The sequence below is a fragment of the Aquimarina sp. AU119 genome, assembly GCF_900312735.1.
Lineage (GTDB): Bacteria > Bacteroidota > Bacteroidia > Flavobacteriales > Flavobacteriaceae > Aquimarina > Aquimarina algiphila.
The window spans coordinates 394,008-411,463 of the sequence record NZ_OMPF01000013.1 but is presented as its reverse complement, the minus strand read 5'-3'; the positions used below and the strand labels follow the sequence as shown (position 1 = coordinate 411,463).

13 protein-coding genes are annotated in these 17,456 nt (G+C 33.5%); 6 read left to right on the top strand and 7 right to left on the bottom strand.

Features of this window, described 5'->3' with window-relative positions:
- Positions 1 to 21: 21 nt before the first annotated feature.
- The 3 genes from DK442_RS10295 to DK442_RS10285 all read right to left on the bottom strand — a co-directional run bounded on the left by DK442_RS10295 (position 22) and on the right by DK442_RS10285 (position 3,335).
- Positions 22 to 447: a lipocalin family protein gene (locus tag DK442_RS10295; protein WP_109435778.1), complete on the bottom strand. Its 426-nt coding sequence runs from the start codon at positions 445 to 447 to the stop codon at positions 22 to 24.
- A 122-nt stretch (positions 448 to 569) separates the two neighbouring features.
- Positions 570 to 2,336, bottom strand: a complete 1,767-nt coding sequence (locus DK442_RS10290) for a 1-deoxy-D-xylulose-5-phosphate synthase (RefSeq protein ID WP_109435777.1) — start codon at positions 2,334 to 2,336, stop codon at positions 570 to 572.
- 39 nt (positions 2,337 to 2,375) lie between these two features.
- The gene (locus tag DK442_RS10285) at positions 2,376 to 3,335 is read right to left on the bottom strand and encodes an energy transducer TonB (RefSeq protein WP_109435776.1); all 960 of its coding nucleotides are present in this window, start codon (positions 3,333 to 3,335) and stop codon (positions 2,376 to 2,378) included.
- An 80-nt stretch (positions 3,336 to 3,415) separates the two neighbouring features.
- Here DK442_RS10285 and DK442_RS10280 point away from each other — a divergent pair, with 80 nt between their 5' ends.
- From DK442_RS10280 to DK442_RS10265, 4 genes are all read left to right on the top strand, one after another.
- Positions 3,416 to 3,865, top strand: a complete 450-nt coding sequence (locus DK442_RS10280; protein WP_109435775.1) for a nucleoside deaminase — start codon at positions 3,416 to 3,418, stop codon at positions 3,863 to 3,865.
- Between the two features lie 17 nt (positions 3,866 to 3,882).
- Positions 3,883 to 5,802: a DUF294 nucleotidyltransferase-like domain-containing protein gene (locus tag DK442_RS10275; protein WP_109435774.1), complete on the top strand. Its 1,920-nt coding sequence runs from the start codon at positions 3,883 to 3,885 to the stop codon at positions 5,800 to 5,802.
- 12 nt (positions 5,803 to 5,814) lie between these two features.
- Positions 5,815 to 6,477, top strand: coding sequence for a PolC-type DNA polymerase III (locus tag DK442_RS10270; RefSeq protein ID WP_109435773.1), 663 nt, complete (start codon positions 5,815 to 5,817; stop codon positions 6,475 to 6,477).
- Between the two features lie 161 nt (positions 6,478 to 6,638).
- Complete coding sequence (locus DK442_RS10265; RefSeq protein ID WP_160114116.1) at positions 6,639 to 8,312, top strand: histidine kinase; 1,674 nt, start codon at positions 6,639 to 6,641, stop codon at positions 8,310 to 8,312.
- Between the two features lie 120 nt (positions 8,313 to 8,432).
- Here DK442_RS10265 and DK442_RS10260 read toward each other — a convergent pair whose 3' ends face one another.
- The 4 genes from DK442_RS10260 to aspS all read right to left on the bottom strand — a co-directional run bounded on the left by DK442_RS10260 (position 8,433) and on the right by aspS (position 12,766).
- Positions 8,433 to 8,627 (bottom strand): cold-shock protein, encoded by a 195-nt coding sequence (locus tag DK442_RS10260; RefSeq protein ID WP_109435771.1) that lies wholly within the window; start codon positions 8,625 to 8,627, stop codon positions 8,433 to 8,435.
- 88 nt (positions 8,628 to 8,715) lie between these two features.
- Positions 8,716 to 8,970 carry a hypothetical protein gene (locus tag DK442_RS10255; protein WP_109435770.1) on the bottom strand — a complete coding sequence of 85 codons (255 nt, stop codon included), beginning with the start codon at positions 8,968 to 8,970 and terminating at the stop codon, positions 8,716 to 8,718.
- 99 nt (positions 8,971 to 9,069) lie between these two features.
- Entirely contained in the window at positions 9,070 to 10,857 is a 1,788-nt protein-coding gene (locus DK442_RS10250; RefSeq protein WP_109435769.1) for a chloride channel protein, read from the bottom strand.
- 160 nt (positions 10,858 to 11,017) lie between these two features.
- Positions 11,018 to 12,766 carry an aspartate--tRNA ligase gene (gene aspS, locus DK442_RS10245; protein ID WP_109435768.1) on the bottom strand — a complete coding sequence of 583 codons (1,749 nt, stop codon included), beginning with the start codon at positions 12,764 to 12,766 and terminating at the stop codon, positions 11,018 to 11,020.
- 317 nt (positions 12,767 to 13,083) lie between these two features.
- Here aspS and DK442_RS10240 point away from each other — a divergent pair, with 317 nt between their 5' ends.
- The gene (locus DK442_RS10240) at positions 13,084 to 16,071 is read left to right on the top strand and encodes a SusC/RagA family TonB-linked outer membrane protein (protein WP_109435767.1); all 2,988 of its coding nucleotides are present in this window, start codon (positions 13,084 to 13,086) and stop codon (positions 16,069 to 16,071) included.
- 15 nt (positions 16,072 to 16,086) lie between these two features.
- Complete coding sequence (locus DK442_RS10235; protein ID WP_109435766.1) at positions 16,087 to 17,421, top strand: RagB/SusD family nutrient uptake outer membrane protein; 1,335 nt, start codon at positions 16,087 to 16,089, stop codon at positions 17,419 to 17,421.
- Positions 17,422 to 17,456: the final 35 nt, after the last annotated feature.

The window sequence follows — 17,456 nt, the reverse complement described above, 5'->3', positions numbered from 1 at the left end:
TTTGTCAAAAGAACCAAGAGATTATAGTTTCTTATAACCAAATTCAGTTTTAAAACCTTCATCATCATATTCTATGGTTAGTATATCATCGATGATAGTAAAAACGGCTTCTTCTACAATTGTTTCCCCTTCATCAGTGTAGGTGAGAGTTAATTTATCTCCATCTTCTTTCCATGTGCCTGTATCCTGGTAATCAATTTGACAATCAGTATTGACAGGTGCATAACCAATATCGGTATACGACTGAGCGCTAAATTCTATAGTAGACCTTTTTTCACAGTCTGTTATAGTCATCATTTCTCCTTGTTGAGAAAATGAAATTTCTCCCCATTTCCCTATTAATTTTGAAGTCGATTCTGGGTTTTCACTTTGAGGATTATCATCATCGCTATTGCAAGACATTAGAATTGAAGTAAAAAGAAGGATAAATACGCTAAATTTTTTCATGATAGATAGTAATTAAATAATAGTTTGTTCTTATGTAGGTTACCATATAGCTAGAAATGTTACCATCCTATTTTATTTTTTTTTGAAAGTGAAAAGACAAAAGTGATGAAAAGAGTTAAAAGTTATAGGAATTTTTTTACCACCTTTTGAATACTTTCTGAAGATATACCAGAAATATCATGTAATTCATCAACAGTGCCATGATGGATAAATTGATCTGGGAGACCTAGTGTGGTAATGTTGTTTTTAAATTGATGTTGATTAGCAAAATCGATGATAGAGCTTCCAAATCCGCCTTTTACAACTCCGTCCTCTACTGTGATGATGGTTTTATATTGCTGTAGTATTTGTTTGAGTAGATCAGCATCTAATGGTTTTATAAAACAAAAGTGATAATGACCAATGGGTTGATGTAATGAATCTAAAGCATTGATAACATTATGAGCAATTGTACCTGTAGAAAGTATAGCGATATCTAACCCTTTGGTATATTGAGTTGCTTTTCCGATTGTTAATGATTGCATGTCTACTTTCCAGTTGTTAATATGTCCTCTTCCTCGGGGATAACGTATAGCTATAGGATGATCTAAACCTAACGAAGCGGTATAGAGTAGATGCCTTAATTCAATAACATCTGCAGGAGCAGCAATGATGATATTAGGGATGCAAGTAAGATAAGCAATATCAAAAACTCCATGATGTGTGGCTCCATCTGCTCCTACAATACCAGCTCGATCGATACAAAAAATAACAGGTAAATCTTGTAAGGCCACATCATGTATCACTTGGTCATATGCACGTTGTAAAAAAGTAGAATAAATAGTGCAAAAAGGAATCAAGCCTTGTGCTGCCATTCCGGCTGCAAGAGTAACGGCATGTTGTTCTGCTATACCAACATCAAAGGCTCTGTCTGGCATTTCATCCATCATGTATTTTAAAGAACTTCCAGTTGGCATAGCGGGAGTAATACCCACAATTTTATCATTTTTTCTAGCTAGTTCCAGAATAGTATGTCCAAATACATCCTGAAACTTGGGTGGCAGTCCGGTACTATCTTTTGAAATTAAATCCCCGGTAGAAGCATCAAATTTACCTGGAGCATGATATTTTACCTGATTTTCTTCAGCTTGTTTTAATCCTTTTCCTTTGGTGGTAATAATATGTAAAAGCTTTGGGCCTTCTGTGGTTTTTAGTATTTCTAAGGTTTTGAGTAAAGTTGGCAAATCATGGCCATCTATAGGACCAAAATAATTGAAATTTAAAGCCTCGATGATATTATTGGTTCTAGGTTTAACCCCAACTTTGGCTTTGGTAAGATATTCTTTAAGTGCACCTACGCTAGGATCGATTCCAATCGCATTATCATTAAGAATGACTAACATATTTGTATCAGTTACTCCGGCATGATTAAGCCCTTCAAAAGCCATTCCACTTGCAATCGAAGCGTCTCCGATTACTGCAATATGTTGTTTTGTTGTATTTCCTTGAAGTTTTGAGGCAATTGCCATTCCTAATATCGCAGAAATAGAGGTAGAAGAATGCCCTACACCAAAAGTATCATATTCACTTTCACTGCGTTTTGGAAAACCACTAATACCGTTTAGTTGACGATTAGTATGAAATATATCTTTTCGCCCAGTCAGAATTTTATGTGGATATGCTTGATGACCCACATCCCATACCAAAAGATCATCAGGAGTATTAAAAATATAATGCAATGCAATAGTAAGTTCTATAACACCCAAACTCGCCCCCAAATGCCCTTCCTTGGTAGCTACAATGTTGATGACAAAATCTCGCAATTCTTGGGCTAATTTTGGCAATTGATCCGGAGATAGTTTTCTTAGATCAGAGGGGTATGTGATATGTTGTAGTAACTCGTTAGACATTCAAAGATAATTGATGCACAAAACTACAACTTTAAAAGGTTATTCTTCTATCTTAAATACGATCGGTAAATGATATATGGTTCGTACAGGCTCATTTTTGTAGGTTCCTGCAATGAGTTTTGGAATCTTTTGCAATACTCTTTTAGCTTCTTTTTCTAGTTCTGGATGTGGTGCTCTAGTTTCTATATCTTTGATTACTCCATCTTTATTGATCTCATACCTTACATATATTCGTTGTACACCTTGTAATCCCAATTTTCTTCCGATATCGGTGTTGAAATATTTTGTGATCAACTTTTTCATCTGTTTTGAATAATTTTCTTGTGTCCTTTTTTTTATTGGAGTTTTGCTTAATGCTGGAGATGTGTCAAGTAGATGGATAGGAATTGGTTGATTAAGGTTTATGATTTCATTAGAAGCAATTAGATCTCCCATTACAATTTCAATACCACCTTCTACCGTTTCAATAGGTTCAGGAATCACTGGTGGAGGTATGATTTCTTCCGGAATAACCTCTATAAATTCAGGTATTGTCTCTTCTTTCTTCTTTGTAGAAGTAAGAGAAGTGTTTTTTGTGCATTTCTTTGGAATACTATCAATATTAACAGTATTATTTTTCTTAGTATCTATAACTTCTTTTAATTCGACGCTTTCAATTTTTTGTTGCTTTCCATCGTGATTTGTACAATTAACCAAAGTGGTTCCCATGACAATAAGCAATGCCAACAAAAATGATCGCCTAAAGGTATGTTTGGTCTTAATAATGTGAATCGGGATCGAAAGATGTATTGTGTCTAACTGAGTTTTCTTAAAATGACCACATATCTTTTGATTTTGATTTTCAGCTAAAAAATCTTGTATATGTAAAGAAGACATAGTTGTAAAATCAATTACTGTTTTTGCACAAGAATCACAAAATCTACCTTTTTCTGAAGGTGCCATCGTATTCCAATCTTCATGACAAGGTTTTGGAATCGAAATTTTATAGAATTTTCCCATAAATTAAAAAGTTAGTTTTTAATGGTAATCAAGTTTCCTGCCAATTTGCTTAAGTTTGTGTATAATCTTAAGTTATAGCGATGTTAGATCCATTGGATGATTCTTATTATATGAAGAAAGCTCTTCAGGAGGCAGAATTAGCATATGAAAAAAATGAGGTTCCCATAGGTGCTGTTATTGTAGTGGCTGATAGGATTATTGCCAGAGCACATAACCTTACAGAATTATTGAATGATGTTACGGCTCATGCCGAAATGCAAGCTATAACTGCTGCTGCAAATTTTCTGGGAGGCAAATATCTAAAAGAATGTACGTTATATGTTACTTTAGAACCATGCCAGATGTGTGCTGGTGCCTTGTATTGGAGTCAAATAAAGAAAGTAGTATATGGAGCTGTTGATGAAAGACGAGGGTTTACTGCAATGGGGACAAAACTTCACCCTAAAACAGAAATCATAGGAGGAGTTATGGAAAAGGAATGTGGAGCACTTTTATCTCGTTTTTTTATAGAAAAAAGAAACCTGAATTGATGATGTTATTTTGAAATATGAAAAATACTATTGCAGAACGTATCCAGGATTTTTTAAAGCAATTTCCTCCTTTTAATTACTTAAAAAAAGAAGAACTATTATCGATCTCTGCACATATTAGAGTTTTGTATGTAGAGAAAGGACAATATATCTTTCAACAAGATAATCGATGTCATGATGAGTTTTACATTGTAAGAGAAGGAGCAATAGGACTATATCGTAATTTTGAGTCGAATCAGAATTTGGTCGATATATGTGATTCTGGAGATTTGTTTGGTCTTCGGATTATGATTATCAAAAAAAACTATCGTATGTCTGCAATAGCAGATGAAGAATCTATTGTTTATGCTATTCCTGCAAAAGTTTTTGAACCCTTTATAGAAGAGAATAAAGAAGTAAATAAATTTTTACTGAGTAGTTTTGCGGCTCATGCGCGAAATGATTACACCGAAACTGAAAAAGGACATCGAATAGATAATACCATTTCTATTGAAGCTGCCAAAGATCTTTCTGGATTACGTACTGTTTCTTATCGAAAAAAACCCATCACTTGTTCGCCAGAGGATACTATTCGGGATATTGCTAAAAAAATGACAAAAAAAAGGGTAAGTTGTATGATTATTGTCGATGATAACAACTATCCTTTGGGTATAATTACAGATGAAGACCTTAGGGTTAAAGTAGCTACAGGAATATTTCCTATTACTACTTTGGTTTCTCAAATTATGATAACTCCGGTATTTACATATTCAAAAAAAGTTACAGTTGCAGAGGCTCAAATTGCATTGATTAAAAATAATTTAAGTCATCTATGCATTACTAAAGATGGTACACGAAACTCAAAACTTATAGGGATTCTTTCTGATCATGATCTTTTGGTATCTTTTGGTAATAACCCTTCGGTTTTGATAAAAGAGACCAAACGGGTTAAAAAACTTCAGAAACTAAGATATATTCGTAAACAGGTAGAGAAATTACTCAAGTCATATTTAGAACAGGATATCCCAACACCACATATTATTAATATCATATCAGAGATTAATGATGCATTAATTACACGGGTTATTAAGCTTGCGTTAAAAGAAATGTCCTCTCCACCTCCGGTAGCTTTTTGTTTTATTGTATTGGGAAGCCAGGGAAGAAGAGAGCAGTTACTGATGACTGATCAGGATAATGCTTTGATTTTTGAAGATGTTCCTGAAGAAGATTATGAGTCAATACAGCGTTATTTTTTAGAATTATCAGGTATAATTACAAAAGGGCTTCATACTATCGGATATGAATACTGCCCTGCAGAAATGATGGCTAGTAACCCAAGATGGTGTATGACAGTCTCAAAATGGGAATCTCAGTTTCGCGAATGGATGACTACTCCTGATGAAGAAGGTACATTATTATCCTCAATATTTTTTGATTTTCAATATGTATATGGGGAGGTTACTCTCGCAGATAAACTATCTGATGTTGTGTTTGATGGTGTTAATAAAAGTAATAGATTCTTAGGCTTGTTAGGAGTCAGTGCTCTACAAAAACCTTCTCCATTAGGGTTTTTTAAACAATTTCTGGTAGAACAAAATGGGGAGCATAAGGATACTTTTGATATTAAAACCAGGGCGATGATGGTATTGATTGATGCCGCCAGAATATTATCACTATACCATAATCTAAAAGGAGTAAATAATACATTGCTTAGGTATGCCAAGCTTGGTGAAGTTGAACCAGAAAATGCTGCACTTTTTGAAAGTTGTGCAAAGGCATTTAGAGTGCTTATTAAATTCAGAACCCGCCAAGGTTTACTTCACCATGATTCAGGAAGGTTTATTAAGTTGAATACACTAAGTAAGAATGATAAACTAAAGCTAAAACGATGTTTTAGGCCAATACGTGATATACAAGAAGTATTAAAAGTGCGTTTTCAACTTAAGAGTTTGATGTAACACCAAATTTATATGGAATTTTGGCCTAAAAAGAAAAATAAAAATCATCCTGATTTCTGGAAAGAGTACCTTTCGCTTTTTGAAAAAAGAGGCGATAAATTAGCTTTTGAAAACATTCGCTTTGTTGCATTTGATACAGAAACTACCGGATTTGATTATATAGACGATAGGGTGTTATCTATTGGAGGGGTGGCGGTCAAAAATAATAGTATACTTGTATTTGATCAATTAGAAGTCTATTTAGAGCAAGAGGTATTTAATGAGGATACTGTAGAAATTCACGGAATTCGAAAAAATAATGGATTTGATAAAATTACAGAAAAAAAAGCTCTCGAATTATTTATACAATATATAGGGAACGCCATTCTTATTGCGCATCATGCAGAATTTGACAGAAGAATGATTAATAAAGCTTTGCAAAGACATGGATTAGGCGTATTAAAAAATAAATTTTTAGATACAGGTGTTCTCTTTAAGGAAACAAAACATTTAGTGTATCGCAATGATATACTTAATAGCCATTATAGTCTTGATGATCTCTGTATTGATCTCAAAATCTCAAAAAGTGACCGACATACTGCCTCTGGAGATGCTTTTATAACAGCAATGGCTTTCTTGAAGATTGTATCCAGACTAAAAAAGAAGGGAGTTGATATAAAAAAGGCACTTTTATAAATGTTAAGTAAATTTTTTAGACTACTTCATTTCTAAATCTTAAAAAATGTTTAAATCATTACCTTTATCTTTGGATAAAAGAAAACTCGAGTATGGTTAAAATGATTTTGAATAGGAAATCATTATACTTCATATAAAAACAAAAAGTAAATACATATTAATTGAAAAAAATATCCTTTTTCTTCTGTTTCATTAATTTTTTAATATCGTATGGTCAAAGTAACCTGGATTCGTTATTTGATGCTGATAGATATGAGGAATTGGTCAATATATTAACTAAGAAAGGAGAGAAAGAAGAACTTCTGGCTTCTGAGTTATTTTATTTAGGAAAATCTTATGGACGTTTGGGGAATTATTCTAATGGCTTGCTTATTTCTGACAAGATGATTCAAAAATCGTTGAGTACAGACGATAGTCTTAATCTAATGAAAGCGATTAATCTAAAAGCAGAAAACTTAATTGATTTAAATAAAATAAAGGAAGGTATAGAGTTTTGTGAAAAAGTTAGCAATGTGTTTAGACCACAGGATTCTATACAGTTGGAACTACTTTGTTTTAAATGGGGTATGCTTTATTTCCAAAATGATGAATATGATAAAGCATTAGATATTTATAATAGAATTAAGAGTGATAAATTTGTAAAACTAAATTTATATCGTCATAATTATGCCCTTATTTTAATGCGAACAGGTAATTATGAAAATGCTTTAAAAGGGTTTAATGAATCATTAAAAGAGAATAAAAAAGATAAGGATTCAGCAGGAGTAACTCTTGTCTATTCGAATATGGCAAACCTTTTTTTAAATAAAAGAGAATTTGAAACAGCTAAAATATATTTGGATTCCTCAGCTAGATTCGAGACAAAAGATACACCTCTTCGCTTAATTAAAAATAGATTAGATAACTATTATGAGTACTATAAACATACGAATTCTTTTGATGAAGCAAGTGTGTATTTGGATTCTGTAAAAATGGTTGAGGAGTTAATGTTTAATAAAAAACTGAATGAGAATATAAAAGAAGCAGAAACAGCCGATGTAAGAGAGAAATCACTTCAAAACAAGGTTAAATTAACAGATTCTAAATTAGAAAGAACATATCAGCAAATTTTGTGGGGTATTATAATTGTAGTTATTGTTATTCTCGGGTTACTTTTTTTGACATTTTTATATAAGTATAGAAATATAAAATCAGCACATGAAAATATACTAATAGAACAAAAATTGTTGAGATCTCAGATGACACCGCATTTCATATTTAATTCTCTCGCAGTATTACAAGGTATGATTTTGAATGATGAAAAAGCTAAAGGAGTTGCTTATCTCTCTAAGTTCTCTAAACTACTTAGGGGAAATCTGGAGAACTCGAGGAATAATCTTGTTATGTTAGATAAAGAATTAAATACAATAGAACATTACATTGACATACAGAATTTGGCTGCTGATCATATATTTGATTATTCTATTAAGGTAGATGATAATGTGCAGGCAGATGAATTTTTGGTTCCGACTATGATGATCCAACCTTTTGTTGAAAATGCTATTGAACATGGTTTTCAAAAGCATGATGATGATAAGAAAATTGAAATAAACATCTCTTTTAAAGAGAATAAACTATTGTGTGTCATCAAAGATAATGGAGTAGGGGTTGATCATAATAAAATAAAGAATGATAAGAAAAAATCATTAGCTACAATAATAACAAAAGAACGTTTGGCGATGCTTTCTAAAGAGTTTAAAACCGAATCATATATCGAAATAGAGGATATGAGTATTTATGGAGAAAGAGGGACAAAGGTTTCTTTGGTTCTTCCTCATCAACTATTAAAATATTAGTAGTTGATTGGTTTAAATTTTTTTAGTTTCAAACAAAATACATAGGAAACTAAGTTTTGATGCAATAAAAAAGCACTACCGATGTAGTGCTTTTAAAACTTAGAAGTTTTAATGTTCGTTTTAATGAATTATACGGACATTTGCAGCGGTGAGCCCCTTTCTTCCCTCTTCTTCCTGATACTCTACTTTGTCACCTTCATTTAAGGCTTCTCCATCAATTCCTGAAGCGTGAACAAAAATGTCCTTTCCTGTTTCGTCGTTGGTAATAAATCCGTAACCTTTTGATTCATTAAAAAATTTTACTGTTCCTTCCATTGTAATAAAATAATAAGTAGTTGAATATTAAAGGTAGTTTTAAATTTTTTACGAATTGTTATGAAAATGTGAATATTTTCGAATTTCGTTACTTCAAATCCTCCTTTTTTTTCTCGTAATCCCGCATTTTTCTTAGGTTTTCTTCAGTAAGCATGTAATCCTTTACCTTCTTGTTTTTCCACCTGTGATATATAAAAATTGGCATCAAAATAAAAGAAGAAGCTAGTATACCTATTCCTACTAGCTTATCTCCCATGAGATGATCTCCGATATTTTTAAAGTAATATCCAATACAGATCAGTATTACAGCGGATATAAAAAGTATGACTATGACATATTTCATGTATTCGTGATATGATTTTAGAAGTTACATAAAACTAACCAATAAATATTTGAATGAAAATCCATCAAACTATACAGGCTTATTTCATTTTTAATTTGATTATCGTGTAAAATTAATCAACTTTCTACGATATGCAGTAAGAAGTTTTGATTTTGAGATAAAACCAAAATATTTACCATCTTTAATAACTGGAAGATTCCACGCCCCGGTATCCTGAAATTTTTGCATTACCTTTTTTACATTATCTTCTTCGTATATTATATTGGCAGGAGTTTGAGACATAAGAGTATCGACATTAATTTTATGATACAAAGTAATGTCAAACATAATATCTCTAATGTTATCTAATGATACTACACCTATGAGATGATCAGATTCATCTGTAACTGGAAATAAATTTCGGTTGGATTTTGCAACAGCCTCACTTAATAACTGTTTTAGTGTATAATTGGGTTTTACCGTTATAAAATTGGTCTCAATACAATCTTCAAGATTCATGAGAGTCAATACCGTTTGATCTTTGTCATGTGTTAGGAGGTGACCTTGTTCTGCCAGTTCTCGGGTGTATATATTATGTTCAATCCCATTTTTAGAAATTATAAATGAAATTGAAGTTGTAATCATAAGAGGAACAAATAACTCATAACTCGAGGTAATCTCTGCGATGAGAAAGATCGATGTGAGGGGAGCATGTAATACCCCTGCAATAAGCCCTGCCATTCCTAATAAAGTAAAATTTGCTTCAGAAACCTGAAAACCTATCCCCAGATTATTAATAACTTTGGAAACTACATTCCCCAAGGCACTGCCCATTACCATTGTTGGAATAAATATTCCTCCCGATCCTCCAGCAGCAAAAGTAGCAGTCATTGCAACAGCTTTAAAAATAGTTATACCTGCCAATAGCGCAATAATAATCCAAATATTACTAGTTAGTGAATCAAATGGAGTTTTTCCAATGGCTTTTAAGTGATTACCATTTAATAAATCGTTTATAAAACCAAGACCTTCTCCATAAAGAGGGGGAATAAAATATAACATGATACCAATGGCAAGCCCGCCTATTAATAATCTATGAATCTTTCTCGAAAAACGATTGAAAAAGTGTAATATCCCAAAGTACATTTTGGTGAAATATATCGAGGCAAACGCAGTACCTATTCCTAATATAATATAGAAAGGAGTATCATAAATATCAAATTTTTCTATTACATCAAATCTAAATAAAACTTCATCTCCTAAAAAGAAATACGAAGTAATTATAGCAGATACAGAGGCAAAAAGTAGAGGTAATAATGAAACTAAAGTAAGATCGAGGCTAAATACTTCTACGGCAAAAACTAGACCCGCTAAAGGAGATTTGAATACAGCAGATATGGCACCGGCTGATGCACATCCTATAAGTAAAACCCTTGTCTTTTGATTAACATGAAATAATGTGCTAAAACTCGAACTCAATGCAGATCCAGAACTAATTGCAGGTCCCAAAAGCCCAACCGAACCTCCAAATCCAACGGTGATAGGAGCCAGAATAAGAGGCAAATATCCATGAATAGGTTTTATAATTCCTTTCTTTTTGGAAAGAGAGTATAGAATTAAAGGTATTGCAGACTTAGGGTTTTTTTTGATAACATATTTTGTAAATAGGTAAATGATCAACAGACCTATTATTGGAATAATAAAATAGAAGGACGTCTGCCACGAGATAATATCACTTTCGAGAACAACTTGAATTAAGTGAGTAATGTTTTTTAGTAATAAGGAAACGAGACCAGCTGTAAAACCAACAAGGATACTTAAAATAAGAACAAAAGTCTTATCAGAGATATGACGATAACGCCATTTAAGAACCTTATAAAGTAATGTCTTCTTCTTTTGGGACGGCATATTTATTTGATCTTATACCAGTTTTAATTTAGAATGTCGCATTTAACACGACATTCTATTAAATTAGTATTACTCTCGTTTAAAGGTAATAAAAATCCCGCTTGTTGCGGGATTTTATATAAATAGAGTTTTAAAACGTTAGTATATGATTTGTAGTATATCACAAATCAAGTTTTATATTCAATTCTTTAAGTTGGGTGTCATCAATATTTGATGGTGCGTCTATCATGATATCTCGACCACTATTGTTTTTTGGGAACGCTATAAAATCTCTAATAGTTTCTTGACCTCCTAAAATAGCGACTAATCTATCAAGTCCAAAAGCAATACCTCCATGGGGCGGAGCTCCATATTGAAAAGCATCCATCAAAAATCCAAATTGAGCTTTTGCTTCTTCTGGCGTAAACCCTAAATGGTCAAACATCAACGCTTGTGTTTCCTTATCGTGGATACGAATTGATCCTCCTCCAATTTCATTTCCGTTTAAAACAAGATCATATGCATTAGCTCTTACCTCGCCAGGTTTAGTGTCTAATAAATCAATATCTTCTGGTTTTGGAGAGGTAAATGGATGGTGCATTGCGTGATAACGTTCTGTTTCTTCATCCCATTCTAATAAAGGAAAATCAACAACCCATAAAGGAGCAAATTCTTCTGGATTTCTTAATCCAAGACGTTCTGCAAGTTCCATACGAAGTGCACTTAATTGCGCTCTTACTTTGTTGGTTTGACCAGAAAGCACACAAATTAAATCTCCTGCTTTTGCTCTTGTTATTTCTGCCCATTTGGCCAAATCATCCTGATCATAAAATTTATCCACAGAAGATTTATATGTACCATCTTCGTTGCATTTTACATAGACCATTCCTAATGCACCTACTTGAGGTCGTTTTACCCAATCAATAAGTTTATCTATTTCTTTTCTGGTGTAAGATGCTCCATCAGGAACAGCAATACCAACGACAAGCTCGGCATCATTAAATACTTTAAATTCTTTATGCTGAGCCGCTTCGTTAAGCTCTCCAAACTTCATTCCGAACCGAATATCTGGTTTGTCGTTCCCATACGTTTGCATAGCCTCATTATAGGTCATTCTAGGAAAATCTCCAATACTAATATTTTTGATTTCAGCTATAAGATGGCGAGTAAGTCCTTCGAAGGTATTTAGAATATCTTCTTGCTCTACAAATGCCATTTCACAATCTATTTGTGTAAACTCAGGCTGTCTGTCTGCTCTTAGATCTTCGTCTCTAAAGCACTTTACAATTTGAAAATATTTATCCATGCCTCCAACCATAAGCAATTGCTTAAATGTTTGTGGAGATTGCGGTAAAGCATAGAATTGTCCTTCATTCATTCGAGAAGGTACTACAAAATCACGTGCTCCTTCTGGTGTAGATTTAATCAAATATGGAGTCTCTACTTCAATAAATCCTTCTTGTGATAAGTAATTTCTTACTTGCATAGCCACCTGATGACGAAATACTAAACTATTTTTTACAGGATTACGTCGTATATCCAGGTATCGGTATTTCATTCTTATATCTTCTCCACCATCTGTTTTATCTTCTATAGTAAACGGGGGAACGATAGCTTCATTAAGCACAGTCAGTTCATTGACAAGAATTTCAATTTCTCCGGTTTGGATATTTTTATTTTTAGACTCACGCTCTATAACGGTTCCTTTAATCTGAATAACAAATTCTCTACCTAAAGTTTTGGCTTTTTCAACAACCGCTCCAGGTGTGCGTTCTTCATCAAAAATCAGTTGAGTAATACCATAGCGATCTCTAAGGTCTACCCATATCATAAACCCTTTATCTCTGGTTTTTTGTACCCACCCAGATAAGGTAACTTCTTTATTGATATCTGAGGCGCGTAATTCACCGCAGGAATGACTTCTGTACATAGTTATATATTAAGGCTGCAAAAATAAGAAGATTTATGGATTAGTGCACAGTAGAGAGTTGATAGTTTTTGATGATTTAACCAAGGAATAGTTTTAAATGATCTGTAACAGTTAATTGTGTTTGTAAATACATCAATTTGATAGATTGTCATGAGTTAGAAAATCAATTTAAGCTTAATAGTTTATCCGTACTTTTTTTATGGTTTTAACTCATAATCAATACGTTATTATGACTTTTTTTGCGAACAATTGTTAGTTTTAACATTATTATTTCAATTTCTTTTAATAGATTTAACAAAACATTTAAACAAATCATTATGAAAAAACGAACTCATTTTAGCAAAATGAAGATTTTGCTATTATTAATTTTTGCTCCAGCAATACTGCTGGCTCAAGAGACCATTACAGGTAAAGTGGTCATCGAAGCTACCGGAGCAGGGGCGCCTTTTGTTAATATTGTGGAGAATGGTACCGATAATGGTACTGCCAGTGATATTGATGGTAATTTTTCTATTACAGTAGGAACTTTGCCTACAAGGCTAAAGGTATTTGCTCTTGGATTTGGAACAAAAGTAGTTGATGTTGAAACTGCTGGGGAAATCACAATACAGATTAGTGAATCTACAGAATCATTAGAAGAAGTAATTGTTACAGGTTTGGCAACCTCGGTTAAGAGAAGTAATGCGGCTAATGCTGTTTCGTCTGTTTCTGCGGAAGATTTGGCAGGGTTGACACCACCACAAACATTAGACGGGGCATTGGCAGGTAAATTCGCAGGTGCATTAATTACAAAAAGTTCTGGTGCTCCCGGGGGAGGTATTGCTGTTAAACTTAGAGGGGTAACCTCTATTAATGGTAACTCTCAACCACTATATATTGTTGATGGAGTATATGTAAATAACAATAGCATTTCTGCAACAGGTTTAAATTCTGTGTCTGGAGCAGCGAGTGGTGGAAACCCATCTAGTCAGGATAACCCATCAAACAGGATTGCAGATATCAACCCTGATGATATAGAAAGTGTAGAGATTCTTAAAGGAGCATCTGCTGCTGCAATTTATGGAGCTAGAGCTGCTGCAGGGGTAATCATAATTACTACGAAAAAAGGAAAACAAGGAAAGACAAAAATTTCTTTTTCTCAGGATTTTGGATTTAATACAATTATTAGATTAAGAGGACAGAGAAACTTTACTGAAGCATCGGCTGAGGGGACAGGCGCTGGCAACGGAGCTTTATTTACTGCAGCTCGTGACAGTGGTACACTTGTGGATTATGAAGAAGAAATCTATGGTGAAGAAGGATTTATTTCTAATACCAGTATAAATGTTTCAGGAGGATCTGAGAATACACAATATTATGCAGGTTTTTCTAATAATGAAGAAGATGGAATTGTTAAAAATACTGGATATAATAGAAAGTCGATACGTTTAAATTTAAATCATAGTTTTCTTGAAGATAGAGCAAAGCTTTCTTTATCTAGTAACTATATAGATTCTCAATCTGATCGTGGATATTTTAACAATGATAACACCACTACCACTATAGGACAATCGGCAACTTTTACAAAGCCGTGGACACAGTTGTTTCCTAATGAGTTAGGGATTTACCCTGATAACCCAGATGCTGCTTCAAATCCACTACAAACTAGAGATTTGATTACCAATAGAGAGGATATTAATAGGTTTATAGTGGGAGCTACACTAGATGTTAAGCTTTATGAAGCAGAAAAGTCTAACTTAAAACTTGCATTAGGAGGAGGAGTTGATTATTATGAATTAATAACGACTACTATTTTTCCAAAATTACTACAATTTCAAAAACCAGGGAATGGAGGTGTTAATGGAGTATCTGCATTGGGAACAACAGAAAATAAAGACGCCAACTATTCGGCTTTTTTAGTACATAATTATACCACAAGTAATAGTCTTAATTTTAGAACTCAAGCTGGTGTAACAAAACAAACATTTTATAGAAATACCGTAGGTAATATTGCTACAGATTTAATTGGTTTTGAAACCAACCTGGATCAAGGTGCAAATATTAGTGTAAATCAATTTAGACAAGAACAGGAAGATCAAGGATTTTTTGTTCAGGAAGAATTAAATTATCAAGATAAAATTATTGGTACTCTTGGGGTAAGAGGGGATAAATCAAGTAATAATGGAGATGCTAATGAAATTTTTTATTACCCGAAAGCTTCTGCTGCAGTAAACTTACATAAGTTTGATTTTTGGAAAATTCCTGTTATTAATCAATTCAAAATTAGAGCTGCATATGGTGAGGCAGGAAATTTTGCACCTAATGGAGCTTTATTTACTACCTATACAAACACTTTAATTGATGGTATTGCTGGTATTGTTGTTCCCGTAAGCCCATTAGCACTAGGGAATCCAGATATTTCTCCAGAACGACAAAAGGAATTAGAAGTAGGTTTTGATGCAAGTTTCTTGGATAGCAGGATTAACTTAGAGTTTTCATATTATAATAAAAAAGTGGATGATTTGATCTTAAGATCTAACATAGAACCTTCATCAGGATTTACTTTAGAGTTTTCTAATGCTGGTAATTTAGAAAATAGAGGAGTAGAAGTTAGTGTAAATGCAGATGTATTAGAAGGAGATAAGTTTAATTGGAATACGAATTTGATATTTTTTACTAATGAATCAGAGATCACTAAGTTAGATGTAGATGCATTTAACCTTGGAGGATTTGGAGCAGGTTTAGGAACATTTAGAATTGAAGAAGGGAAAAGTGCTACGCAAATCGTAGGAAATGATGCTAATGGTAATTTAGTGGTACTAGGAGATGCTGCTCCTGATTTTCAGATGACCTGGAGTAATAACTTGAGTTATAAGGACTTTACCTTATCTTTCTTATGGCACTGGAAACAAGGAGGTGATAATATCAATTTAACTAATCTATTAAGTGATTTTGGAGGAACTAGTCCAGATTTTGATGATATTGACCTAGATCCTGCAGGAGTGACAGCAAATGGACCTTTTAGAATTGGAGCTTTTGGTTCGGGAAATGCTACCCCGTTTGTAGAAGATGCTTCATATCTTAGATTAAGAGAAATTGGTTTATATTATAACTTATCGAGTAAGATACGTGAGAAGGTTTTTGGAAAATATGTTTCTAACCTTAAAATAGGATTTTCAGGAAATAACTTAATCAATGTATTTGATTATAATAGTTATGATCCAGAAGTTTCGAATTTTGGGTCTAATGGATTGTCGACTGGAGTAGAAGTTACACCATTTCCTACCTCAAAACGTTATTTATTTCACTTAGCAGTTGATTTTTAATTAAAAAGAAAGAAAATGAAAATAATAAAGATATTTTTAATAACTATTTTATCTTCGGTGGTACTCGTGTCTTGCGAGGTTGAAGATGGAAAAGATTTGAATGGCCCAAGTACAGAGTCGATCTCTAGTGATTTGTCTCGTGGAGAGTTAAGAGATGCAATATTTGGTGTGTTATCTGATATGCGTTCTCGATTAGGAACACAAGTAGATGGTCAAGCCGTTGCAGGTCGTGAATATTGGCGTGTAGCAAGTTCTGACCCCAGATGGACAGCAGATTTATTGACAGGTACCTTAGACGATAATACATTTTATACAACAAACCCGTATGCCGCTCGATATGCAACGGTTAAAGATGTAAATTTATTACTTGAAGGACTAGCAAATACGACTGAAACATTCACGACAGAGGAAGTTGCAGGAATACGAGGTTTTGCCAATACAATAAAAGCTCATGAATTGTTAATGGTGCTCAATCAACAATTTGAAAATGGGATACGAGTCGATGTTGCCGATCCTCAAAACTTAGGTCCTTTCTTAAGTTATGATGACTCTTTGACAGCTATTTTTAATCTGCTAGCCGATGCGGCAACCGATTTATCTAATGCTGGGAGTGACTTACCTTTTTCTCTTCCATCTGGTTTTTCTGATGTAAGCATCTTAGAATTTAATAATGCTCTAGCAGCAAGGGTAGAAGCCTATCGCGGAAATTATGCTTCGGTACTGACGCTTCTTGGAAATTCTTTTATGAATATGAGTGGGGATCTTTCAACAGGTGCTTATTTTACATTTTCACTAGATGGAGCAGATATTGCTAATCCATTATTTTTTGCATTAAATAGCTCCTTATCTAATGTAAGGTTAGCACACCCAACATTTATTAATGATGCAGATGCTGGAGATACGCGTTTAAATAAAGTGGTTCTTAGAGATGAACCAATTACTGTTGCTGGGCCAGATGGAGTTGCTAATTCAGCCGATGATTTAAATGCAACTCATGATGTGTTTGTTTTTACTAGTAATACTTCTTCTGTACCCATTATCAGAAATGAAGAATTGATTTTATTAGCTGCAGAAGCGAATCATATCACTAATCCTACTGCAGCAGTAGCCGCAATTGATGTGATTAGAACTGCTGCAGGATTATCTGGATATACTGGTGGCACAACACCAGCAGAATTGGTAACTGAAATCTTAAAGCAACGAAGATATTCTTTGTATGCAGAAGGTGGGCATAGATGGATTGATTTAAGACGATTTGGTAGATTAAACAGTGATTTAGCAGGTTCTATTGATCGACCAGGTGACGCAATTTTTGATAGATTTCCTACTCCGGCAAATGAAAATAGATAGTATATAATTGTTTGTTTAGTAGAATATATAAAACG